The sequence below is a fragment of the Streptomyces clavuligerus genome, assembly GCF_005519465.1.
Classification (GTDB): domain Bacteria; phylum Actinomycetota; class Actinomycetes; order Streptomycetales; family Streptomycetaceae; genus Streptomyces; species Streptomyces clavuligerus.
Map to the genome: position 1 here is coordinate 451,981 of NZ_CP027858.1, position 23,264 is coordinate 475,244.

Genomic DNA, 23,264 nt, shown 5'->3' on the forward strand with positions numbered 1-23,264 from the left:
TGCCTCACCCCGCCGGGACCAGCAGCGGCAGCGCGCCGACGGCGGCTGCCGCGAGAACCAGCCGTTCGAAGAGCGCCTGGTCGATCCGGTCGGCGCAGGCCCGGCCGAGGTACGCGCCGGGCAGGACGAACAGCACCAGGGCGGCGTCGAGCAGCAGGGAGCGGAGGTCGATGAGTCCGAGGCCGACGCTGAAGGGCACCTTGGAGAGGTTCACGACGAGGAAGAACCAGGACGCCGTGCCGAGGAAGCCGAGTTTGGCGAAGCCCGCGGAGAGCAGATACAGCGACATCACGGGGCCGCCCGCGTTGGCGACCATGGTGGTGAACCCGCCGAGGACGCCGTAGGAGCCGGTCCTCAGCCGGGAGGTGCCGCCCGCGCGGCCCGCGTCCGTGTCCGTGTCCGGCGCCGGTTCCGGTCCTGGTTCCGGTTCCGGGGCGCGATCCGGTCGAGTGCCCCGCCGGCGGCGTCCGGCCAGGCCGACGGCCGCCATCAGCAGCAGGATCAGCCCGATCGAGACCCGTACGGCCCGGTCGTCGGCCCGCAGCAGGAAGAGGGTGCCGACGAGCACCCCGGCGACGACGGCCGGGAACAGCCGTATCAGCGTCGGCCAGTGGGCGTGGCGGCGGTAGGCGAGGACGGCGAGCACATCCCCCGCGATGAGGATCGGCAGCAGCACCCCCGTCGACTCCCGTGCCGGAAGGACGGCGGCGAAGACGGCGAGGCTGAGGGTGTTGGCGCCGCTGACGGCGGTCTTGGCGAAACCGACGAGCACGGCGGCGGCGGCGAGCGCCGCGAACTCCGCACCGGTGATGGTGTCCATGTCACCCAGTGTGGGCGGCGGAGCGATCCCCGGGGCGCCGTCGGCGGGTTCGCGGCCCGGGCCCGCGGCGCGACCCGTGCGCCCCGCTCGTCCCGGCGGCGGATGCGGGACGGGCGGACCGTGGCGGTGTGCGGCGCCGGCAGCGGGCGTGGATGTGCGGGCCGCGGGGATACCGCCCGTACGGGAGGGGGCTGTTCAGCGCAGCGGACCGGTGACCGGGGTGGGCACCAGCGCCTCCAGACGGCGGCGGTGGGACGTGTCGGGCAGCGCGGTCAGCGCCCCGGCGGCGCGGATGGCGTACCGCTGGACGAATCCGGCGGCGACCCGGTGGCCCCCGGTCTCGATCACCAGGGAGCGGATCAGCCGGAACGCCCCGGCACCCGCGGGGACGGCGAACGCCCGGCACAGCGCGTCGTGCTGCCGTACGTCCGCCCGGTCGAACGCGAGCAGCAGCGGCAGCGTGGGCAGGGGTTCGTACGCCGCGCCCCGGTGGGCGCGGCGGCCCCGCCTGGTCCGCTCGGGGACGTAGGGCCGCAGTTCCTCCTGGAGCCGCAGCGCCATGCCGAGCTGTTCGCCGTAGACCGCGAGCGCGTCGGTCCACTCCGGTGGGGCTCCGGCGAGGGTCGCGCCCACCCGGCAGGCCGCCGCGAAGGGTACCGCCGTGGTGAGCCGGGCGGTCTCCAGCCAGTGCTCGGCCTCGATGTCCAGCCGTCCGGCCGTGGCCCGTTCCCGGGTCGCGCCCGCGCGGACCGCGCGTCCGGCCTCGGCCTGGACACGGCAGACCGCGGCGATCCTGTCCTCGCGCACCCCGCGTGCGGCGCACTCGGACAGCGCCTCGAACCACGCGTAGAGAGGGGTGCTGCCCATCACCACCGCGGTGGCCGAACCGAGCCGGTCGTACACGGCGGTACGGGGGTCCGGCGCGCCGGGGACGTCGCGGCGGCCCGGGTCGCTGCCGGGGGCGCCGGTGCGGTGCCCGAGGCTGCCCATGTGGACGTACTCCAGTCCGACGGCCGCGGGCAGCACCGGCGCGAGCGTGCCGCCGACCGCGAGGGCGCTGCGCACCAGGAGGAGGGGGCGCAGCAGGCCGCCCATGGGGGCGAGGGGCGGCGCGGGGGCCGCCGGGGCGCGCCGGGCGGCCGGGGTGCCGGGGGCGGTGGGCACGGCGGCGTGTTTCGCGACGGACGCCAGTCTTCGGTCGAGTTCACCGATGATCAGATCGGCGAGCCGGGCGTCCTGGGCGGCGGCTGTCCGCTGCCGTGCGTCGGCCGCTCCGCTCGCCGGGGGTAAGAGAGGGTCGGGCTGGGCCGTGGACATCGTGGTCTCCTGGGAGTCGAGGGGTGGGCGGCTGTGGCCCGGGGCCCTGTCGGGGCCGGGGCGGTACACGCGCGGCGGGGTGCCGTACGTCGCCGGCGCGTGGTTCCTCGTTCCTCGTTCTCGTACGTGTGCCGCGGGTGCCCCGCGCGTTCCCGGACATCCGGTCGCCTCCGGAGACCTCGTCGGACGGAGGCCGGCGCGGATACCGCGATCCGCGCCGGCGGTCCGGGAGACATACCGGGCCACTGCATCCGGAAGTCCCGTCCCACAGTCAGCACGCGCCCTCGGACCGAAGCGTTCAGCGCGGTGCGGGGGCCGATGGCCGCACGGCGCCGACCAGGGGTTTCCCCTCGTGATTCACCCGTTCGAGGGAACGGGCCGGGTGCGGGGGGATTCCCGGCGCCGGGCCCTTGGCCCAAGAGGGGACCGGGCGCTGCGGGGCCGTCAGCTCAGCAGCCGCAGCAGATGGGCACAGGCGTCGGACTCGTGCGCGTGGCGGGCGATCGCCTGGTGGACACCGCGTTCGTACACCCCTGTCTCCCAGATCCCGGCCGACCCGTCCGGGTCGCTCCGCAGATACAGGAAGTCGGGCGGGGTGGGAGCCGGTTCGTGGACGCCCTCGATGCGGTAGTACGTGTCGGCCACACCCGCCGCGCGCAGCGTCTCCCGCAGGGCGCGCCGGTCCGTGGGGCCGACCGGGCGCGCGGGCTCGATGGCGTCCAGGGGAGTCACCCGGCTCACGGTACTCCGGCGTGCGGCGGTCCTAGCGCGCGACGGGGGCGAGATAGCCGTGGTCCAGCAGCCACTTGACGTTGAGCCGCTGCCCCTCGCCGGGGTCGAGGAAGACCGCGTCCAGCTTGATCTGCTGACCGCCGCCGGGCTGCTCGAACCAGGGGGCGACGCCGCCCTGCCACACCCAGAACGGCTTCGTCACCTTGTAGACGTGGTAGTCGCAGGCCACGGCCGTGTCCCGGGTGTTGAGGTTCTGCGGCGGGAGGGCGCGTTCGGCGTACGCGTCACCGGCGGGCGCGAGATAGCCGCCGAACTCGGAGCCGAAGCGGTCCAGCCGCTGCCCCGGCCGCAGCTTGGTGGGCTCCTTGTCGACCTCTCCGTTGACCTCGGCGAAGCCGTCGTTCGGCGGGTACTTCCAGCTTCCGGTGTCGGCGGGCCCCTCCCAGTACTTCTTCAGGAAGGCGGCCGGGGTGAGCGCGCCGGTGCGCTGGTACCCCTTGAGCAGGGGTCCCACGGGCGCGAGGTTCTTGTTCGGCAGCCACTTGGGGCCGAGGCGGGCGTCGTTCTTGAACTTCCCGGTGCACTGCTTGCTCTGGGGCGCGGCGGACGGGGCGGCGGCCGACGGGGGCCGCTCGGCCGGGTGCTGCGGGGCGGCGTGGGCGGCGGGCGCGGTCAGCAGCCCTGCCGTGACACCGAGAGCGGCGAGTGCGGTGCGTATGCGATTCATGCGGGGTTTCCCTCACACTGATGATCATCAGGGTCAGCCGGAGACTATCCCTTGATTCCCTTGCCTCAACACGGTGTTGCCGATTTCCGGCCCTCCCCGGCGGGCTTTCGGCCCTTCCCGGCCGATCAGAGGGAGATCGGGGCGAACCGGGGGTCCAGTTCCTGCCAGTGGTAGCGGCTCACATGCAGATGCCAGTAGGTGTAACCGGTCATGAGATGCGCCAGATAAGGCCGCTGGACGTCGTCGGCGAGGGCGAGTATGCGCCGTTCGCTCCGCCGGTACCGGTCGAGAGTCGCCCGGTAGGCGTCCAGATAGGGGATGTCCTGCCGGACGGCGCTGCGGTAGATCGCGTTGCTGGTGAAGTCGCCCCCGTGCAGCGCCTCCTTGTAGAAGGAGAGCACATCGTTGCCGTCGTTCAGGAAATCCACCATCGAGGGCAGGGCGGCGGCCCAGAAGGAAACGTTCCGGCAGAAGTCCAGACCGGGGTGGAGGAACTGGGCGGCGCTGAACCAGAACGCGCAGAAACCCGTACGGCCGCGTACGAAAGAGGTGTCGATCGCGTCGGACGCGTCCCCGGTGAACTCCGCCTCGAACAGCACTCCGAGCAGCGACTCCAGGAAGAAGGAGCGGAGCACCGTACGGAAGGCGGGGTCACAGAATCTCCCCAGTTCGCTCAGCATGTACTCGGCGAAGGCGGCATAGGGGGACCCGTCGGGGGTCCGGGCGGCGGGGCCGGTGCCGCCGAACCCTTCGATCGCGGCGAGCAGGGCCGTCCGGTCATGGCTGACGATGTCGTCCATGATCGTGGTGAAGACATGCATACGGACCAGCGCCAGGGAGAGCGCCTCGTCCTGGGTGGGCAGGATGAGCTGTTGAAGGACGACCAGATCATGGGCGACGTCGGGCGGGCAGGGCAGTCCCGCTTCCCGCATCTCGCCGGTGACCACAGCACGGTTGCGCCCCGCCTGCGCGGCATTCAACCGTGGCGTGAATTCCTCCGCCTCCACCAGGAGGGGGTCCAGCAGACCGGAGCGGAGGACGGTGTCCACCATCCTGCGGTGCTCACGGTCGAGTACCGCGTGGGGCGGTAATGCAGCGGCGGGACTCATGGGCATCACAAGATCTCCTTTGACTGCACACTCCTCATGCATGTCTAAGTGACGAATGAGAAAGAAGGCAAGACAGAAAAACGCGCCACCGTGGAAACTTCGGCGCCCCGAAGCCCCCTGCCGCCCGGTCGGCGCCTCGGGCGCCGACCGGGCGGCAGGGGCCGCGCTCAGCGTTCCGGCAGGTAGTAGGCGCGGTTGTGGGCGGCCACCGGGGGCGACTGGCAGGTCCAGGCACCGGCGGCCGGGGCGCCGGTGAGGAGGGTGCCGATGTCCCGGCCGAGTGCGCTGTCCGGGCTGTGGACGGTCAGCCGCACCCGGTCGGCGTGCTCGGGCGCGTCCAGGTCGTACCAGCAGTAGGGCTGGTAGACGTTCATGGGGCCGGCCAGCAGCCGGCCTTCGGGGTCGGTGCCGTAGCCGGTGACGGGGGCGGTGTTGGCGGGGGCGGGGGTGAGGCCGTCCAGCGCCGCGGTGAGGCCGAGCAGGGCGGTGTCCTCCCGTTCCAAGGTGTCGTCCGGTCCGGCGGTGGCGGCGTTGCACCGGATGGTCCAGGTCTCGTGCGCGGGGCCGTTGAGGGAGGGCAGGTCGGCCTCGAACCAGCCCGGGTGCTTCGGCTCCGCGTACAGCGCGCGTCCGGCCGTGATGGCGAACGGGTTGTCGCACACGACGTGGATCCGGGCGATACCGAGCAGTTTGGTCTGCTCCCAGCCCTGCGCGTACTGCGGATAGGTCAGCTCCGGAACACGCTCGCGCCCGGCCGTGGGGAAGGCGACGACGTTGTACTCGATCTCCTGGGTGACACTGCCGCCGAACGGGTACTGCGCGAAGTAGAGCTGGTAGTTGAGCGAGACGAGGGCCCGCCCGCCGAACTCGGCTGCGGTCAGGGCGGGGTGGTGCCGGGCGAGGAGCGCGCGCACCGGGGCGGGGTCCACCAGCCAGTCGATGCCGAGGTGGTGCAGCGCCCCGTAGTGGAAGGGCAGCCGGAAGGGCTCGGGCACGGGCGGCAGGGGCAGCGGGGTCATGCGGGGGCTCCCGGGGTGTCGGGGGTGAGGGCCGCGGGCCGGTCGCGGTCGGCGAGGTCGGCCTCGACGCGGTCGGCGCTGCGCAGCGCGAGCGCGGCCATGGTCAGGGTGGGGTTGGCGGTGGCGACGGAGGGCATGCTGCCGCAGCCCACGGCGTACAGGCCGGGGTGGTCCCAGCAGCGCTGCCAGGAGTCGACCACGGAGGTGGCCGGGGAGTCGCCCATGATGTGGGTGCCCGCGGCGTGACCGGCCCCCCGGTAGCCGTAGCGGCGGCCCCGGTGCTCGAAGCGGCCCGGCCAGGCGGCGTCGGGGGTGTACGCGGTGCGGTCCTCGGCGCCGAGCAGCGCGAAGATCTGGTCGGAGACCGCCTTGGCCGCGGCGATGCCGTCCCTGACATGGGTGTCGAGGTCATAGGTGACCAGGGGCCGGGGCAGTCCCAGCGGGTCGCGCTCGCGGGGGTGGAGGGTGACCCGGTTGGCGGGGTCGGCGCTCTGCTCGATCTCGAACTGGAGGGCGAACTGACGGCGCACCCGGTCCGTCACGGCCCGGCGCAGTTCGTCCCCGAGCAGGCCCCGCCCCAGCATCTCGGCGACGTCCGTCCCGGCGGGCCCCCGGGCCCAGGCCCATCCCCAGTTGCCGATCTCGATCCGGAACGGTGCCCGCCGCCCGCGTGCGGGGCCCGTGCGGAAGCCCTCGAAGCCGGAGGTCGACCCCGGGCCCCGGTACGCGCCGGTGGCCTCGGGCAGCAGGCCCCAGGTCAGCACGACCGGATGGTCCATCAGATTGCGTCCGACCTGGCCGCTGCGGTCGGCGAGCCGGGACAGGAGCAGCAGCCGGGCGTTCTCCACGGCGTGCGCGGCGAGCACGACGGCATCGGCGTGGACGACCGTGGCCGATCCGTCGTACGCGCGGTACTCCACGCCGGTGGCGCGGCCGGTGCCGTCGACGAGGACCCGGCTGACCACGCACCGGTCCCGGAGGGTGACGGACGGGCTCCACCGGCCCTGGGTCCTGAGCGGGGTGTACTTCGCGTGGGTGGGGCAGTGCGGGATGCAGCTCGCGCTGCCCAGACAGCGGCTGTCCGGGTCCGGGCGCCCGCCCCGCCCGCGCGGGACATAGCCGCGCCCGCCGTCGTAACGGGGGTCCGGGACGCCGTTGCGGGCGTGCGGGGTGCCGACCACGCGCAGCGCGACCTCGTCCCCGGCGACGGGGTCCGTGACCAGCCGTCCGTCGAGGCGGGCCGCGAACAGCCGGTCCAGATGGCTCGCGGGGATGGGCCGCATGGGGAAGACATAGCCGCCGGGGAGCGGCAGTCCGGCGTGTTCCCGCTGTTCGTCGGCGTCGGCGGCGACACCCAGTTCCGCCTCGGCCGCGCGGTAGTGGGGTTCGAGGTCGTCGTAGCCGATCGGCCAGCGCCGTCCGTAGCCGAAGGGCTCGGTGTCGAAGTCCTCGGGCAGCATGCGCGGCGCGAGTCCGGTCCAGACGTTGCCGGTGCCGCCGTTGACCCGCAGATAGCCGCTGCCGTAGGGCAGGGGGCCGTTCTGGAGCAGATGGCCCGTCATCCGGAAGCCGGGGGGTCCGGCGGTGCCGGTGAGGTCGGTCATCGCGGGCCAGGAGGCGGCGGGGTGCGGCCGGTAGGGGGCGTCGGGGCCCTTGACCGGCGCGGTCAGATAGGCGGTGAACGGGTCCGGTTCGCCCCGGCCGGGGTCGGCGGCGTCCACCCCGGCCTCCAGGACCAGGACCCGGCGGCCGCGGCGGCCGAGCCGGTGCGCGACGAGCGAGCCCGCCACCCCCGCGCCGACCACGATCACGTCGTACCGGCTCACCGTCCGCCCACCCCCGCGGGCGGCCCGGCCCAGCTGCCGTGACCCGGCCGGCCGGTCCCGGGAGCGGCCACACCGACCGCCTTCCACACCAGCCCCTCCGCGTAGGCACGCGGCGACACCACCTGCGGCGGCGAACCGGGCCAGCTACCCGTGTACCAGAGGAAGGCCAGCGCACGGGCGCTCTCCGGGGCCCCGCCGCTGCCGTCGCCGCCGTCCCGGGGGGTCTCGCCGTCCGGCCGGTCCGCCGCCCAGCGCAGCAGTCGTCCGTATCTCTCCTCGCCGAGCTGTTCGGCCGCCACCGTCCGGTACACGTCGACGAGTCCCGTCGCCTCCAGCTCTCCCCGGTCGAAACCGGTCAGCCGCGACGACAGCGCGAGGAAGTTGCTGATGTCATCTGTTGTGGGCACGGGAACAACCGTGCCCCAGGGGGGACAGGTGTATGCCCCACCGTACGGCCCGCCTCAGCGGCCCCTTCACCGGCCCGGCTCGTCCCTCAGCTCGTACGGGCCGGGCACCGGGAAGTACGCCTCCAGGAACGGGCCGAGGAACCGCTGCTGGCTCTCGACGTCCGCCTCGCCCGACACGGTGTCGTTGAGGCAGAAGGTCTGGCGGTCGCGGCGGGCGAGGAGCCGGCCGAGCCGTCGTTCCGTGTCCGGGTGGGCCAGATCGACATAGGAGTAGGTGAGCCGGCCCGGTACCGCGCGGGAGGTCTGGTACGCGTAGTAGTGGTGGAAGGACGACGCGATCGACAGGTCGTCCAGACCGCGGAACCGGTTGCCCGCGGTGGTGCGGTGCCGCTCGGCGAACGTGGCCTCGATCTCCGCGAGCACACTGCGCCGCAGCGGATACGGGATGTGCTTCATCTTGTGCGTGATCACGGTCTGGAAACGGGAGTCCAGCAGTGTCCGGTTGTTCTTGCCCGCCGCGGAGACCGGCACGTCCTGGCCGTCCGGCTCGCCCATCGGGATCAGCGCGGGCGAGGGGAAGAACTTCGTCAGTCCGTTGGCGTGGAAGAAGTCCTGCGGGACGACGGGCCGTCCGAGGAACATGTCGTCGTTGAAGTAGAGGAAGTGCTCGGAGAGACCGTCGATGTGGTGGAGCTGGCTCTCGATCGCGTGCGAGTTGAACGTCGGCAGCGCCTCCGGGTCGCGGAAGATGTCCCGGTGGCTGACGAGGGTCAGGCCCTCGGCCTCCGTGTCGAGCCAGGAGGGCCGCTGGTCGTCGGTGACGAGGTAGATGTTCCGGACCCAGGGCGCGTACTGGTGCACGGAACGGAGCGAGTAGCGCAGCTCGTCCCGGCTGGCGAAGCGGGCGGTGTTCGCGGCCTCCTCGTGGTACGGCTGTCCCTGGGCCTCCTGTCTGCGGCGCAGCCAGGCCGGGTCCTGGCCGTCCACCCAGGTGTAGACGACATCGACGGGGAACCGGATGTCGTCCGGCCGGGGGGCGGCGAACTCCCTGCGGGTGCGGACCGCCGGTAGCGCGGTGGCCGGGGAGGCGAGCCGGGTGAACAGCGAGCCCGGCGTGCGCACCGGCGGGTCCGCGAGGTCCACCGTGTCCGCGACCGGCTGGGGGCGGGGGGCGTGCAGGCGGCCTTCGTCCTCGGCCCAGAACTCCACGTCACAGCCGTACTTGGCGCCGAGCACCAGCCGTCCCGAGGGGTCGGTGCGGTACCAGGTCAGCCGGATCACCTTCGCCTCGGACAGCCGCCGCCAGGTGGCGGCGGCGAAGCCCGGGGCGGACTCGCGGGGCGTCCCCGCACGGCCGTCCATGACGGAGACATAGCCGGGCAGCCGCTCGCAGAGCGCGGCCAGTGCCTCATGGACGAGGCCGCGGTCGCGCTCCGGTACCGCGATCACCGCCGAGTCGTCGCGCCGCCCGCGGACCCAGAAGTAGTCCACCTCCGCCCGCTCCAGCGCCTCGCAGACCGAGGCCGCGTTGTCGTTCCGCGCCCGGAGCGGGGAGATCGACTCGCCGATCAGCAGCACCTTCGGGACACCGTGCACCCGGCCGAGCGTGCGGGCGCCCTCCAGCAGGCCCTGCGGATGGCGCCGGATCGCCCGCTCGGCAACGGAGTTGCCGAGCTGCGGACGGCTCCCGGACCAGGCGGAGAGTCCCTCCTTCACCTGCGCCCTGACCTCCCGCGACACCACACGCGCGACCCCGCGCCTGACCCGTACCGGCAGCACCCGGCGGTAGGTGTGCACGGGCCAGGACGCCTCGGGGTTCCGCCGCACCAGCCGCTGGGCGTCCTGGGCTGCCCGCCGCGCCCTTCCGTCCGGGGTCGCGGCCCCCGGCTGCGACTGCTCTTCGTTGGGCATACGACCTCTTAGGGATTTTTGCTGATGAACATGATCAAAGCAGGGCCTTCTGTGGCACCAGGTACTTTCTTTGATCCCTTGGAGGACGAGAAGGTTGTACGGGCCGCGCCGCGTGGTGGTCCGGTGGTCGCTACCGGACGAACGCGTAGGAGCTGATCCGGTCGTTCCAGCCGCCGATACCGACGTTCAGGAAGCTGAACCGGGCGGACGCCCCTTTGCTCTGGCCGTGTTCGAAGGCGATCATCGAACAGGACTGGAGGACCTTGATGGAGCTGATGCGGTCGTTCCACTCGGGCGGGAGGTCGTGCTGGGAGCGCATGAAGTAGCAGTCGCTGGCGTAGAGGTCGATGGACGCTCCCTGGAAGCTGGCGTGTTCGTACGCGATGGCCAGGCGTAACATGCCGATGCCCACGCGCTGGGAGGTGGGTGCCGCGTCGGCGGTGCCCGCCGCGCAGAGGACGAGGGACATCCCGGTCGCCGCGGCCGTCAGGACCGCCGAACCGATTCGCTGGAGCATGTCTGGTCTCCGGTGTGTGAGCCCGGACGCGGGGTGCGTCCCGGGGCATCCACCCCCACGGGCCCGTACCGGCCCCGGTTCACCGCCGGGTCCCCGTGCGAGGGAACGCGCCATCGCCGGGCGGCCGGACGGCGGGGCGGCCGGAGCACACGACGGCGAGGAGGCCGCCGGCGCCGAGCGCGAGCGGGAGCGCGGCGAGCCGGCCGTCCGGGGCGAAGCCCCCGACGGCGAGGACGGCCAGGGAGGGGAGGCAGAGGGCCAGGCCGCAGAGGAGGAGGGCGGGGGACCAGCGGCCCACGGGCCCCACCCCCCGGGGGAGGCGCAGCAGCGGGCGCTGGACCCGCAGCAGCACCGGGGTGAGGGGGATCATGACGGCGCTCAGGACGAGCAGCCAGGGCAGGCGCAGCGCGAGCCAGGCGGCGGTACCGACGGCGGGCTGCGGGGCCAGGCCCGTGGGGTAGAGGAGCGGTGCGACCAGGAGCACCGGGACCATGTGCCAGAGATAGACGGTCATGACCGCTCCGTTGAGGCGGGAGATCCGGGCCCACAGCCGGGGGCGGCGGGCGAGCAGCCGGTCCAGGGCGGGTTCGGCCATCAGGAGCAGTCCGGTCTGGGTGGCGGCGAACGCCAGCAGGGCCATCGACGGCGGGTCGGTGTTCCCCACCCGGGTCCCCGCGCCGATCATGTCGACGGGGAACGGGCCCCGGATCAGCAGGGCGGCCAGGAGCACCGCGCCACCCGCCGCCAGGGCCCGGCAGCGCCACCGCGGCGTGGTGAGTGTGCCGTCCTGCCAGGCGAATCCCCACTGGTGCACGGAACCCCACACCAGCAGGTAGTTCGCGAAGCCGATCACCGGCAGCCGGGGCCCGAGCACCAGGACATCCACCCCGGCCGCCGCCAGCGCCATCACCAGCGGCACGGCCGCTCCCCAGCGGCGGTGCGCCGTGTGCAGGAGCGGTGTCAGCGCGATCAGCAGCAGATACACCGGCAGGAACCACAGGTGGAGGGCGAGGAGCCAGCCCGCGCGGGCCAGCACGGCGGGTTCCGCTCCCGCGAGGCGGGCCACGGGGACGGCGAGGGCGCACACGGCCGCGTAGGCCGCCGTCGGCCACAGCAGCCGCGCCGCCCGGCCCTGCACCCAGGACCGCCAGTGCTCGCCCTGCCGGTGGGCGGCCGTCCAGGACACGGCGTTCGCATAGCCGCCGACGAGGAAGAAGACCGGCATGACCTGGAAGAGCAGGGTCAGCCAGCGCGCCCAGGGGATGGCTTCGATGGCGTCGCTCCCGGACAGCACTCCGTCCCGGTAGGTGACGTCCACCAGCAGCCAGTGACCGGCGACCACCGCTCCGATGGCACCGACCCGCAGCAGATCCGCACAGCGGTTCCGTTCCGCCCTCACACCTTCGATCGTCCCTCGCCGGCGCCGGGGACGGGGCTCCCCGGCCGGGGGCGCGGCCCGGGGCCGTGCCCCGTCCCCCGGCGGGTCAGGGCGCGGGACGGCCCAGGTCCCCGCGCAGCCGCTGGGCGCGGAGGACCAGTTCGAGTTCGAAGCGGCGGTCGGGGTCGTCGATCTCGTCCCCCCACAGCTCCCGGATCTGGCGCAGCCGGTAGCGGACGGTCTGGGGGTGGACGCCGAGGCGCCCCGCGACCTCGGGGGCGCCGCCCCGGGTCTCCAGCCAGGCGAGCAGGGTCTCGGCGAGGCGGCGGGCGTGGGTCCGGCCGCAGTGGGCGAGGGGTGCGAGGGTGCGGCGGGCCAGGTCGTCGATGAGCTCCTCGGGCTGGAGGAGGATCAGGGCCTCGGTGTGCTCGGTGCAGTGCAGCACCTCCCCCGCCGGGAGCAGCCCGCGCTCCATGAGGCGGACGGCGGCCTCGGCCCAGCGCAGCGACTTCGCGGCGTCGACCAGCGGCACCGGTGGCCCGATCGCGCCGGACCAGCCGGTCATGGCGCGCCGGAGCAGGTCGGGGCGGCCCGCGGCGGCCGGGTCGGGCACGATCATGCGGGGCTGTTCGGCCTCCATGTCCAGCAGCACGCCCTCGCCGACGGCGGGGGCGACGGCCTGGCGGGCGGGGCGCAGCAGCACTCCGGCGGCGACCTTGGCGGGCAGCGGCCAGCCGATCCGGGCGGCGCGTTCCGCGAGGGCGGCGGTGATCTCGTGGGGACCGGCGGCGGGGCGGGTGCGGTGCTCGGCGAGCAGGAGTTCCACCAGTTCGCGCTGGAGCCGGAGGCGTTCGCCCGCCTGCCGGGCCGCGGCCTCGGCGTAGCCGCGCACCGACTGGTCGACGAGGCCGTCGAGGTACTCGTACCCGGCGTCGACCAGTTCGTACATGGCCGGTGGCGGGATGTCGACGCGCTGGCCGATCTCGGCGAGGCGCCGCCAGGTGAGGCGGACGCCGAGGCGGTAGATGGCCTGGAGGGAGTCGAGGGTCCGGCCGCCGATCCCCTCGCCGCGGCCGAAGTCCTGGAAGACCTCGGGGTGGACGCGGGGCCGGTCCTCGGCCGTCTCCAGATGCAGGACGAAGATCTCGATGGCGCGCCGGATGCCGATGAGGGACTTGGGTTCCCCCGAGTCGTCGAGGATGACCGGGACATGCGGGTACTCACGGCGGATCTCCCGCAGGATCTCCTCGGCCAGCGCGGGGGCCTCGGCCATGGCGAGCGCCGCGAAGCGGCGGACCTGGCCGCGCGGTACATGGTGCCAGGCCGAACGGGCCCCGAGCGGCGGCCCGGCGCGGTCCCCCGCGGTGGCGGGGGCCGCGCCGGCGTCCGGGGGGCCGACGGCGGGCGTGGAGGAGGGCGTGGAGGAGGGCACGGGTCAGCGCTCCAGGGAGGCCGTCTCGTAGGTGACGAGAGGCGTATTGGGCTGGTCCGGGGTGGCGTCGAGCAGGGCCACGATACCGAGGGCGGCGCCCGTGGCGAGGGCCGCGGCGACCGCGGCGGTCAGTGCGGCGGCGAGCAGTCTGGGCATGCTGGGGGTCCAGCCTTTCCGGTCGAAAGGTCGTCCCCACCCTGGATGATCCACACGTTCCGCGCCAGTGCCCACGGGTTCCCCGGTGGTGAGCGGTCACGGGTTCCCGGTTCCGCTCTCCCGCGATGGCGCCTGCCGGCCCCGACCGGCTGGGGTCAGTCTCGGCAATGCATTGACACCTCGTCAAGGGTGGGCCTACGTTTCCCGGCCCATACGGCGCCCGCGCTTTTTCCCTCGCGCGCACACTCTCCGTCACCTTGCGGCCTTGCTGTCCCGACGCTGTCCCGACGCCGTGCCGAGCCGCCCCGAACCCTTCTGGAGTACCAGGATGCGACGTACCGCCCCACCCGTTCCGCTCGTTCTGCTGGGCGTCGGCACCTTTCTGCTGGTGCTGGCCGCGCTGCTCGCCCGGTATGTCGAGCCCCGTGCCCAGCGCACCCCGACCGACACCGATGTGACCACCGTCTTCACAGGTCAGGGGAGCTATTTCGACACCGGGAAGGTCAAGACCGTCGAGGGGGCAGAGCTCACCGTCACCCGGAAGGTCCGCGGGGACGTGGCCGACAGCGAGAAGAGCGGCCGGGCCGTCTGGGACGTGTCGACGAGCGTCGACACCGAGGACACCCTGCCCGCGTCCGACCCCCATGACTCGTTCCAGTGGACCGTGGAACGCTGGGTGACCGACCGGAGGACCAACGCCCCCGTGCACTGCTGCGGGGAGAGCCCCCGTTTCGCGGGCGAGGCGTATCTGAAGTTCCCGTTCGGTGTGGAGAAGCGCCCGTACCGCTGGTGGGACAGCACCCTGGGGGCCGCCGTGGAGCTGGAGTTCACCAGGACGACGAAGGTCCGGGGCCATGAGGGATACCTGTTCACCGGCACGGTCGACCCGGTGCGGACCGGGACGCGGCAGGTGCCGGGGGTGCTCGTCGGTCAACCGGAGCGCGGCCAGGTCCTCGCCGAGGAGTGGTACGCCAACCATGGCATCGAACTGGTCGCCGATCAGCGGACCGGGCGCATCCTGTTCGCGGCGATCGGGCCGCGGAAGACGCTGCGGGCGCCCGGCGCGGGCGCCGGGAACGAGGTGGTGCTGCTGGAGAGCAAGCGGATCGCGTTCACCGAGGAGACGCAGAAGAAGCAGGTCGAGCTGGCGCGGGCCGACAACCGCAAGCTGCGGCTGCTGGGGGTGACGGCGCCCGTGGGAGCGGGCGCGCTGGGGCTGTCGCTGGCCGTGGCGGGCTCGGTCCTGCTGGTCCGGGGGCGCCGCGAGGACACCGCCGGGGCCCCGGCCCCTGCCGATGTACCGGAACCCCTCACCCGGTGATGAAGTACGGCCGGCAACGGCCCCGCAATTTGTCACCTCGGTGAGTAGCCGCGGCGAACCGCTGGGCGAAAACTGTCCATCCCACCCACCCGAACACGCCATCCGTGCAGAATCCGGCACATCCGAGCGGCCCCGGAAACCTCCGGGGCGGGCTCACCCCGGTCCGGGACCCCGCCGGGACCGTGCGCAGCAGCGGCTGCTCCCCGGCACGGTCCCGGACCCGGCCCGGCGGCCCGGTCCCGCCCGGACCCCGTGCCGTCCTCCATCCCCGGTACCGCCCCACCCCGCCCTGGCCACCCGTCCGTCCGCTGCCCTCGTCCCCTGCCCTCGTTGCCCGCTTCTGTCCTTCCTTCCGCCGCCTGCCCTCGTTGCCTGCCCTTGTCCTTCCTTCCGCCCCTGCCCTCATCCGTCCGCCCTTCCCGTGCCGGGGTGTTCCCCGCACCACGACCACCGCACGGTTCTGCACCCTGACGAGTCGGAGCACCCATGCCCCACCACGTGCCCGCCGCGCCGCGCACGGCCGCTCCCCGGCCCGCCCGGCCCCCGGTGGCGCTGTCCGCCGAGCCACGTCGCATCGTGTTCCTCTCCCGCCGCGACCTCGGCAATCCCGCCGCCGGCGGTTCCGAACTCCTGGTCGACCGGCTCGCCGACGGCCTCACCCGCCTCGGCCATCAGGTCACCCTGGTCTGCGGTGGCCCGGCCGCCGACCGCGACTACCGTGTGGTGTCGGCGGGCGGCGACCTCGGTCACTTCCTGCGGGCCCGCGGGACCCTGGCCCGGCGGGTCGGCGACTGCGATCTGCTGGTCGAGGTCTGCAACGGCCTGCCCTATCTGGCGCCGCTGTGGCACCGCGGTCCGACGTTGTGCCTGGTCAACCATGTCCACACCGAGCTGTGGGACATGCGCTTCGGCGGCCGGGCCCTCGCGCCCGCCGGGCGGCTGGGGCGGCGGCTCGAACACTGGGCGCTCAAGGAGGGGCAGCGGCGGAATCTGATGGTCGCGGTCTCCCCGTCCACGGCCGGGGAGCTGCGCGCGATCGGCGTCGACGAGGACCGGATACGGGTGGTGCACAACGGTGTCGAGGAGCCCGGGCCGCCGGCTCCCCGGTCGTCCACACCGTTGTTCCTGGCGCTGGGCAGGCTCGTGGAGTACAAGCGGATCGATCTGCTGCTGCGGCTGTGGGAGCGGGTCAGGCCGGTGACCGGCGGCCGGCTCGTCATCGTCGGGGAGGGGCCGGAGCGGGACCGGCTGGCGGGGCTCGCGGGCGCCGGAGTGGAGTTCGTGGGGCATGTCACGGAGGCGGAGAAGCACCGGCTGCTCTCCGCGGCCTGGCTGCTGCTGCATCCGTCGGCCGTGGAGGGGTGGGGCCTGGTGGTCACGGAGGCCGCGATCCGGTCGACCCCGACCGTCGGCTTCGATGTGCCGGGGCTGCGGGACTCGGTCCACGACGGGGTGAGCGGGGTACTGGCCCGGGGGGAGAGCGCGTTCGCCGCCGCCTGGTGCTCGCTGGCGCTGAGCGAGGAGCGCCGGTCGGCGCTGGGGCGGGCCGCCCGCGAGCTGGCCGCCGGGTACACCTGGGACCACACGGTACGGGCGTTCCGCGCGGTCGCCGCGGAGGCCGCCGCGCAGGCCCACGTCCGGGCCCCGGGCCGGAGCCAGGGCCAGGGCCAGGAACAGAGCCGGGCGCGGGCCCAGGAACGGGAACGGGGTCAGGGCCGGGCGTGGGCCCGGGGCGCCGTCCCGGCCGGTGGGAACCTGACCGGCCTCGGGGCGGGCCCGCGCCCCGCGCCGACCGCTCCGCGGCCCGCCGCGCCCTCCCGGCGGAAGTGAGGACCGATGCGGACCCCTCGTCCACGCGTCCGCGCCGCCGCGGGCACCCCCGGTGTCCCGCGGCCCGCCGACCGCCGCGCCGCGCCGAAAGACCCCTCCTTCAGCCGCTCACTGGCCCTGTTCCGCGCCTTTCTGCGGGAGCCCGACGACCCCGCCGCGTGCTACGCGCTGCTGGCGCGGGACACCGCCGACCAGGTCGAGGCGTACGGCGGGCCGGTCGCCGGGCGGACCGTCGTCGATGTCGGCGGCGGGGGCGGCTACTTCACCGAGGAGTTCCGCCGACGCGGCGCGCACGCCTTCCTCTTCGAACCGGACGCACGGGAGCTGGGACCGGCGCCGCCCGAGGGGGCGGTCGTCGCGGACGGCTATCTGCTGCCGCTCGCGGACGGTTCGGCCGACGTCTGCCTCTCGTCCAACGTCCTTGAACACGTGGACGATCCGCAGACCTTCCTCAGCGAGATGATCCGCGTGACCCGCCCCGGCGGGCTGATCTATGTCTCGTTCACCAACTGGCTCTCCCCCTGGGGCGGCCACGAGTGGGCGCCCTGGCACTATCTGGGCGCCACGCGGGCGCGGGCCCGCCACGAGCGGCGCACCGGCCGCCCCGCCAAACACACCCTGGGCGAGAACCTCTTCGCCGTGCACATCGGTCCCACCCTGCGCCAGGTACGGGCCAGGACCGATGTCACGGTGGTCTCCGCCCGCTCCCGCTACTGGCCGTTCCTGGCCGAGGCGGTGACCCGGGTGCCGGGCCTGCGTGAGTTCGCTACCTGGAATCTCCTCCTCATTCTTCGGCGGTGTCCATGACCAGTACGGCCCCAGCGGCCCAGGCTCCCCCTCCGGCGGCCGTCCGGACCAGCGGCGCGACCCAGGACCCCCCGGACGGGCCCCGGTCGCGGCGGTGGCTGCTGGGTTTCTGGGCCGTGGTGTTCGCGCTCTTCCTGGCGGCGTCGCCGGGGCGGATGACGTTCGACACCAAACTCGGTGTCGTCACCGACCCCTGGCGGTTCCTGGCCGATCTCGGGGTGCTGTGGCAGGACCGCGGCGGTTTCGGCGGGCTCACCAACCAGTACATCGGGTACGCGTTCCCGATGCTCCCGTTCCACGCCCTCGCCGATCTGGCGCAGTTGCCGGTGTGGCTGGCGGAGCGGCTGTGGCTGTCGCTGGTGGTGACCACCGCCTTCTGGGGGGCGCTGCGCCTGGCGGAACGCCTCGGCGTCGGCACCCGTCCGACGCGGCTGCTCGGCGCCGCCGTGTACGCGCTGTGGCCGACGTTCACGATCGTCGTGGGGTCCACGTCGGCCGCCGCGCTGCCCGGCGCGCTGCTGCCGTGGGTGCTGCTGCCGCTCACGGACGACCGGTACGGCGCGCGGGTCACGGCGCTGCGCTCGGCGGCGCTGATCCCGTTCATGGGCGGGGTCAACGCGGCGTCGACCCTGGCGTCCCTGCTGCCGGTGGGGCTGTATCTGCTGTCCCGGCCGAACGGTCCGCGGAAGCTGCGGCTGGCCCTGTGGTGGGTGCCGGGGGTGGTCCTGGCGACGCTGTGGTGGGTGATCCCGCTGCTGCTGCTCCGGGCGTACGGGGAGAACTTCCTTCCCTATGTGGAGACGGCACGGGTCACCACGGACACGATGGCGGCGACGGAGGCCCTGCGCGGCGCCGGGAACTGGGTGGCGTATCTGCACTTCGGTGACGCCTGGCTGCCCGCCGGGTGGAGTGTCGCGGCGTCGGTCCCCGTCGTCGTGTGCTCGGCGCTGGCCGCCGCGCTGGGGCTCGCCGGGCTCGCCCGGCGGGATCTGCCGGAGCGCCGCTGGCTGGTGCTGACCGTGCTGACGGTCGCGCTGCTCACCCTCGCCGGGTACGCGGGGAGGTTCGGCGCGCCGTTCGCGGGGCCCGTGCAGGACCTCCTGGACGGGGCGCTGGTGCCGTTCCGGAACATCTACAAGTTCCAGCCGGGTCTCGCGCTCGCCCTGGTCCTCGGGCTCGTCCATGTCACCGCCGTCGCGCAGCGGGAACGCGCGCGCCGTGTCCCGGGGCACGGGGTGCGGTGGGGGCGGCGGTACGTTCCGCTGCTCGCGGCGGTGGTGGTGCTGCCCGGGCTCGCCCTGCCGTACGCCACCGGGGCCGTTCTCCAGCCGGGTTCGTTCACCAAGCTGCCGGCGTACTGGGGTGACACGGCGGACTGGCTGAGGAAGCACTCCCCCGACAGCCGGGCGCTGGTGGTCCCGGCGACCGCGCACGGCGTCTACACCTGGGGCTCCCCCATCGATCAGCCCCTCGACGTCCTCGCCCGCTCCCCCTGGGCCCAGCGCGACTATGTGCCGTTCGGCACGCCCGGGAACCGGCGCGCCCTGGACGCCGTGGAGCAGGCCCTGCTCACCGGCGCCGCGATACCGGGGCTGCGGGACTTCCTGGGCCGGGCGGGACTGCACCATGTGGTGGTCCGCAACGACCTGGACCCGGACCAGCTCGGCCATGTGCCGACCGCGACCGTGAAGCGGGCGCTGGAGCAGTCGGGCTACGAGCGCGTCACGGGCCTCGGCCCCGTCATGACCGGCGGACGGATCGCGGACAACACCCCGCTCCAGGTCGAGGGCCTGTATCCGCGCCAGCGCGCGGTGGAGATCTTCGCCCCCGCCGGGGACTCCCGGCCGCCCGGCCGGGCCGGAATCCGCGCCGCCGCCGATACCGCCGTGGTGTCCGGCGGACCGGAATCGCTGCTGCCGCTCTCCGCCGACCCCTCGCTGCGCGACCGGCCCACCGTGCTCACCGGGGACAGGCACCCCGGCGTCGACACCCCGGCGCTCCGGATCACCGGGGACGGGCTGCGGCGCGCCGACACCCGGTTCGGCCTGGTGAACACCAACACCTCGTACACGTACACCGAGGACGAGCGCAACCACCCCGGCAGCGCGCAGGACCCCGGCGAGGCGCCGCGGCAGATCCTGCCGGCGCGGGGCGTCGAGCGGCAGACGGTCGCGGAGCTGCGCGGGGCGCGTGCGGTGACGGCGTCCTCCAGTGGCAACTGGCTGTTCCATCTGCCGCAGTACGACCCGGTGCACGCCTTCGACGGCGACCCGGGCACGGCGTGGGCCGAGGGTTCGCCCGGCGACGCGAAGGGGCAGTGGCTGCGGATCGCGTTCGACGGGAAGCGGCGGATGCCGTCCTCGCTGGAGGTGACCCCGCTGCCGCAGGACGGGGTGCGGTCCGCCCCGACCCGGGTGAAGGTGGAGACCGAACAGGGCAGCAGGATCAGCCCGCTGGCGACCGACGGCAGGCCCCAGGAGATCGCGTCACCCGGCGGTGAGACCCGCTGGGCGCGATTCACCATCGTGGGCACGGAGGCCGGACGGCCGGGGCTGACCGGTGCCGGTTTCGCCGAGATCACGATCCCCGGGGTCACCGTGACCCGGCTGCTGAGGCTGCCCACGGACGGCGCGGGCACGGACGCGGCGGCCGAGACGGTGTCGCTGCACCGGCTGTCCGACCCGGGCGGGCTCTCCCCGGCGGGCACGGAGTCGGGGCTGCGGCGCTCCTTCACCACCGGCACCGCCGGGGTGCGGGACATCAGGATCGGCGCGGTCCCGGTGCCCGGCGACGAGCTGGACCGGCTCCTGTACCGGGTGGCACCCGAACAGACCGGACAGACCGGACAGATCGTCGCGACGGCCGGTTCCACGGCCCGGCTGGGCACCGGGCTGTCGGCGCGGAATCTGACCGACGGCGATCTGACGACCGCCTGGATCGCCGGGAACAAGCCCGTGATCCATCTGAAGTGGTCCGGCAGGAAGCCCGTGGACTCGCTGGTGCTGGCCGCCGCGGGCGGACTCTCGACCCGGCCCACGAAGATCGAGGTCAGCTCCCCCGACGGCGCGGCGACCGCCGACGTCGACGACAACGGCTGGGCCCGCTTCCCGGCGATCATCACCGACCGGCTGGAGGTCACGGTCACCCGGACCGCGCCGCTGACCCTGCACAACCCGGTCGCCGACGACGCGCTCCAGCTCCCCGTGGGCCTGACCGAGCTGCATGTCCCGGCGGTCGCCGACCAGCGCACCGCACGGCCCGCCGCCGACCGCCCGTTCACCCTGGAGTGCGGCGCGGGCCCGGCCCTGGCGATCGACGGGACCCTCCACGCGACCAGTGCGAAAGGCACGGTCGGAGACCTGGTGGAACGGCGTCCCGTCGAGGTGGCGCTCTGCCGGGAGGGCGAGCGGGACCCGACGCTGACGCTCGGCGCGGGCAGCCACCGGATCGAGGCCGGGGACGCGGGTCCGCTCGCGATCACCTCGGTGACCCTCACCCGGGGCGAGCCCGCCGCGCCCGCCGCGAGCGGCCGGGACCTCACCGTCGGCGACTGGGGCGGCGACCGCCGCGAGGTGTCCGTCGGCCCGGGGGCCACCGCGTATCTGACGACGTACGAGAACGTCAACGACGGCTGGAAGGCCACCCTGAACGGGAAGGAGCTGACACCGCTCCGGCTCGACGGCTGGCAGCAGGGCTTCGAGATCCCGCGGGGCGGGGGCGGCACGGTCGTGCTGTCGTACGAGCCGTCCCGGATGTACACGGCGGGGCTGGCCGTCAGCGGGGTCGCGCTGCTCGCGCTGATCGGTCTGGTGCTGTACCGCAGGCGCGAGGAGAACCCCGAGCGCACGGCCGGGGCCGCGCCGGTGCCGGACGGGCCGGGGGCGGTTCTCGGGCTGGTGGCACCGGCCGTGGTGGCCGTGGTGGTCGCGGGCTGGCTCGCGCTGCTGGTCCCGGCGCTGGCGCTGATCGCCCTGTGGCGGCGCGCGCTGCTGGTGCCGATCGCGTTCGCCGCGATGGCGGGGGCGGGGGTCGTGGCGGCCACCGGCGCCGGGGAGGCCCCGGCCGCCGGGGAGGGGGCGTTCGGGTACCCGGCCCAGCTCCTGGCGTTCACCGCGCTGTTCGCGGCGCTGGTGACCGTCGGAGGGCTCGGGCGGCGTCAGCGGCCGTCCGAGGCCGGTGCCGGTGCCGGTGCCGGTGCCGGTCCGGAATCCTCGAATCCGGGATTCCGTTTCCGCTTCCGGGTGCGCAAGGGCGGCGGGTCCGGTCCGGGTGACGGCGGAGGACCGGCCGTCCGGCCGGACGCCGGGCACCCGGACGCGCCCGCGGGCCCCGAGGGCGGCGTCCGGTGACCGCCGTGGACCAGCCCGTGCGCCCCGGACCGGCCGGGCCGCCCGCCCTGGTGCCGTTCCCCGTCGTCGACGAGGTCGCACGGCACTGCCTGGGGAAGGACGAGCCGGAGACCATCCACATCGAGATCCGGCTGCCGGGGCGGCCCGACCCGGCCCGGCTGCGGCGGGCGTTCACCGACGCGCTGCGCCGCCACCCGCGCGCCCTGGTGCGTCAGGCGCCGGGCCCCTGGTACCGGCGCCGTTACCTCTGGGAGCAGACCGGGGAGCCGGACCCGGGCGTGGACGTGGTGACGGTCCCGGCCCCGGGGCCCGGCGCTCTGGAGCGGGCCAGGGAACGCGCCCTGGCCTCGGCTCCCCCGCTGTCGGCCGCCCCGCCGGTCCGGCTCGAACTCGTCGAGGACCCCGAACGGCCCGGCGGCAGCGCGCTGTTCCTCACCGTCAACCACACCGCGCTGGACGGCCCCGCGGGACTGCGGGTGCTCGCGACGGCCGCCGAGCTGTACGGCGGCCGGGGCACCGACCCGGCGGCGCCCCCGGTCCGCGCCGGCACCGGGGACCGGGCCGCGGTGCCGGGGCCGCCCGGGTGGGTGCCGTCCGCCCGGGTGGCGCGCGGCACCCCGTCCGGCCGTCCGGGCAATGGTCTGCTCGTGGCCGACCTGGCGGTACCGCGCCGCCCGCCCGGCGCCGCGTACACCGTGAACGATCAGCTCCTGGTCGCCACCGCGCTGACGATCGCGCAGTGGAACCGGGAGCGCGGCGCACCCCCGCGCCCGATCCGGATCACCATGCCGGTCGACGACCGGCCGCGCGGCGTCGACATGCCCATCGGGAACGGCACCCGGCTCGTCGACGTCCCCTTCACCGTGGCCGAGCAGACGCCCGGCGAACGCGGCACCGCCGGGGCAGGGGACCCGGACGCCCTGGGCGAGCTGCTGCGCCGGACCGCCGGCCGCACCCGCGCCCTCAAGGCCGCCCCCGGACCGCAACTCGGCCGCGGAGCGGCTCTGCTGACGGCCCCGGTGGCGCCGGTGGCCTGGCGGGCCGCCGTGACCCGCGGCCTGCGCCGGGCGGCGGGGCCGTGGACGTCCACGGCGCTGCTGAGCAACATCGGACGGATTCCGTACGCCCTGGACTTCGGCGACGCGGGCCGCGCGGACGCCGTGTGGATCTCGGCGCCCGCGCGGATGCCCCGGGGGCTCAGCGTGACGACGGCGTCCACCGCCGGGCGGCTGCATCTCGCGCTGCGCTGGTCGACGGCGCTGCTCGCGCGGGAGGACGGGGCGAGGCTGCTGGAGCTGTTCGAACGGTGCCTGGACGCGACAGAGACCGCCACGGCCGGAAGCGACGGGGCACCGGAGGGAGACCGGGGATGACGAGCACCACACGGCCGGGGTCGGACGCGGCCCCGAGGCCGGGCACGAGGACGGACGCGGACGCGAGCACGGACCCCGGCATGGGCAGGACCAGGGCGGCCGGGGCCGCCAGCGACGCCACCGCGCGGTCGGACGCGGACGGGAGCAGCGGCGCGCGGACGGGCACGAGGACGGACGCGGACACGAGCACGGACCCCGGCATAGGCAGGACCGCGCGGCCGGACGCGGATGCG

General features: G+C 74.4%; 17 protein-coding genes and 1 pseudogene. 5 read left to right on the forward strand and 13 right to left on the reverse strand.

The genetic code is table 11. The features are described 5' to 3' along the window. Positions 1–4: 4 nt before the first annotated feature. The 13 genes from CRV15_RS01800 to CRV15_RS35795 form a co-directional block, all read right to left on the reverse strand. The gene (locus CRV15_RS01800; RefSeq protein WP_003962582.1) at positions 5–820 is read right to left on the reverse strand and encodes a sulfite exporter TauE/SafE family protein; all 816 of its coding nucleotides are present in this window, start codon (positions 818–820) and stop codon (positions 5–7) included. A 195-nt stretch (positions 821–1,015) separates the two neighbouring features. Beyond that, the gene (locus CRV15_RS01805) at positions 1,016–2,137 is read right to left on the reverse strand and encodes a polyprenyl synthetase family protein (RefSeq protein WP_009998064.1); all 1,122 of its coding nucleotides are present in this window, start codon (positions 2,135–2,137) and stop codon (positions 1,016–1,018) included. Positions 2,138–2,581: 444 nt separating this feature from the next. Then, positions 2,582–2,869 (reverse strand): hypothetical protein, encoded by a 288-nt coding sequence (locus tag CRV15_RS01810; RefSeq protein ID WP_009998063.1) that lies wholly within the window; start codon positions 2,867–2,869, stop codon positions 2,582–2,584. 31 nt (positions 2,870–2,900) lie between these two features. Continuing rightward, the gene (locus CRV15_RS01815) at positions 2,901–3,596 is read right to left on the reverse strand and encodes a TNT domain-containing protein (RefSeq protein WP_003962579.1); all 696 of its coding nucleotides are present in this window, start codon (positions 3,594–3,596) and stop codon (positions 2,901–2,903) included. A gap of 125 nt (positions 3,597–3,721) precedes the next feature. Further along, positions 3,722–4,648, reverse strand: a complete 927-nt coding sequence (locus CRV15_RS01820; RefSeq protein ID WP_009998062.1) for a hypothetical protein — start codon at positions 4,646–4,648, stop codon at positions 3,722–3,724. A gap of 224 nt (positions 4,649–4,872) precedes the next feature. Next, positions 4,873–5,724: a hypothetical protein gene (locus CRV15_RS01825; protein ID WP_003962577.1), complete on the reverse strand. Its 852-nt coding sequence runs from the start codon at positions 5,722–5,724 to the stop codon at positions 4,873–4,875. Then, positions 5,721–7,550 carry an FAD-dependent oxidoreductase gene (locus tag CRV15_RS01830; RefSeq protein WP_003962576.1) on the reverse strand — a complete coding sequence of 610 codons (1,830 nt, stop codon included), beginning with the start codon at positions 7,548–7,550 and terminating at the stop codon, positions 5,721–5,723. Before CRV15_RS01830 ends, CRV15_RS01825 begins: the two co-directional genes overlap by 4 nt. Next, complete coding sequence (locus CRV15_RS01835) at positions 7,547–7,957, reverse strand: hypothetical protein (protein WP_003962575.1); 411 nt, start codon at positions 7,955–7,957, stop codon at positions 7,547–7,549. The genes CRV15_RS01830 and CRV15_RS01835 overlap by 4 nt, the downstream gene beginning before the upstream one ends. Positions 7,958–8,023: 66 nt before the next feature. Further along, positions 8,024–9,868, reverse strand: a complete 1,845-nt coding sequence (locus tag CRV15_RS01840) for a stealth family protein (RefSeq protein WP_003962574.1) — start codon at positions 9,866–9,868, stop codon at positions 8,024–8,026. 130 nt (positions 9,869–9,998) lie between these two features. Beyond that, positions 9,999–10,385: a beta/gamma crystallin family protein gene (locus CRV15_RS01845; RefSeq protein ID WP_009998061.1), complete on the reverse strand. Its 387-nt coding sequence runs from the start codon at positions 10,383–10,385 to the stop codon at positions 9,999–10,001. Between the two features lie 79 nt (positions 10,386–10,464). Further along, complete coding sequence (locus CRV15_RS01850; protein ID WP_003962572.1) at positions 10,465–11,784, reverse strand: acyltransferase family protein; 1,320 nt, start codon at positions 11,782–11,784, stop codon at positions 10,465–10,467. 85 nt (positions 11,785–11,869) lie between these two features. After that, the gene (locus tag CRV15_RS01855; protein ID WP_003962571.1) at positions 11,870–13,195 is read right to left on the reverse strand and encodes a PucR family transcriptional regulator; all 1,326 of its coding nucleotides are present in this window, start codon (positions 13,193–13,195) and stop codon (positions 11,870–11,872) included. A 3-nt stretch (positions 13,196–13,198) separates the two neighbouring features. Beyond that, a complete protein-coding gene (locus CRV15_RS35795) occupies positions 13,199–13,351 on the reverse strand; it encodes a hypothetical protein (RefSeq protein ID WP_003962570.1) in 153 nt (50 codons plus the stop codon). Between the two features lie 328 nt (positions 13,352–13,679). On the opposite strand from CRV15_RS35795, the gene pgfA reads away from it, so the two are divergent. From pgfA to CRV15_RS01880, 5 genes and pseudogenes are all read left to right on the forward strand, one after another. After that, positions 13,680–14,672 carry a cell envelope lipid trafficking protein PgfA gene (gene pgfA / locus CRV15_RS01860; protein ID WP_003962569.1) on the forward strand — a complete coding sequence of 331 codons (993 nt, stop codon included), beginning with the start codon at positions 13,680–13,682 and terminating at the stop codon, positions 14,670–14,672. 486 nt (positions 14,673–15,158) lie between these two features. Next, positions 15,159–16,292: pseudogene (locus tag CRV15_RS01865) on the forward strand (glycosyltransferase family 4 protein); the annotation flags it as partial. Positions 16,293–16,508: 216 nt separating this feature from the next. After that, positions 16,509–17,309, forward strand: coding sequence for a class I SAM-dependent methyltransferase (locus CRV15_RS01870; protein WP_003959127.1), 801 nt, complete (start codon positions 16,509–16,511; stop codon positions 17,307–17,309). Next, positions 17,306–21,658 carry an alpha-(1->3)-arabinofuranosyltransferase gene (locus CRV15_RS01875; RefSeq protein ID WP_003962567.1) on the forward strand — a complete coding sequence of 1,451 codons (4,353 nt, stop codon included), beginning with the start codon at positions 17,306–17,308 and terminating at the stop codon, positions 21,656–21,658. Before CRV15_RS01870 ends, CRV15_RS01875 begins: the two co-directional genes overlap by 4 nt. Beyond that, positions 21,655–23,031, forward strand: a complete 1,377-nt coding sequence (locus CRV15_RS01880) for a hypothetical protein (RefSeq protein WP_003962566.1) — start codon at positions 21,655–21,657, stop codon at positions 23,029–23,031. Before CRV15_RS01875 ends, CRV15_RS01880 begins: the two co-directional genes overlap by 4 nt. Positions 23,032–23,264 lie beyond the last annotated feature (233 nt).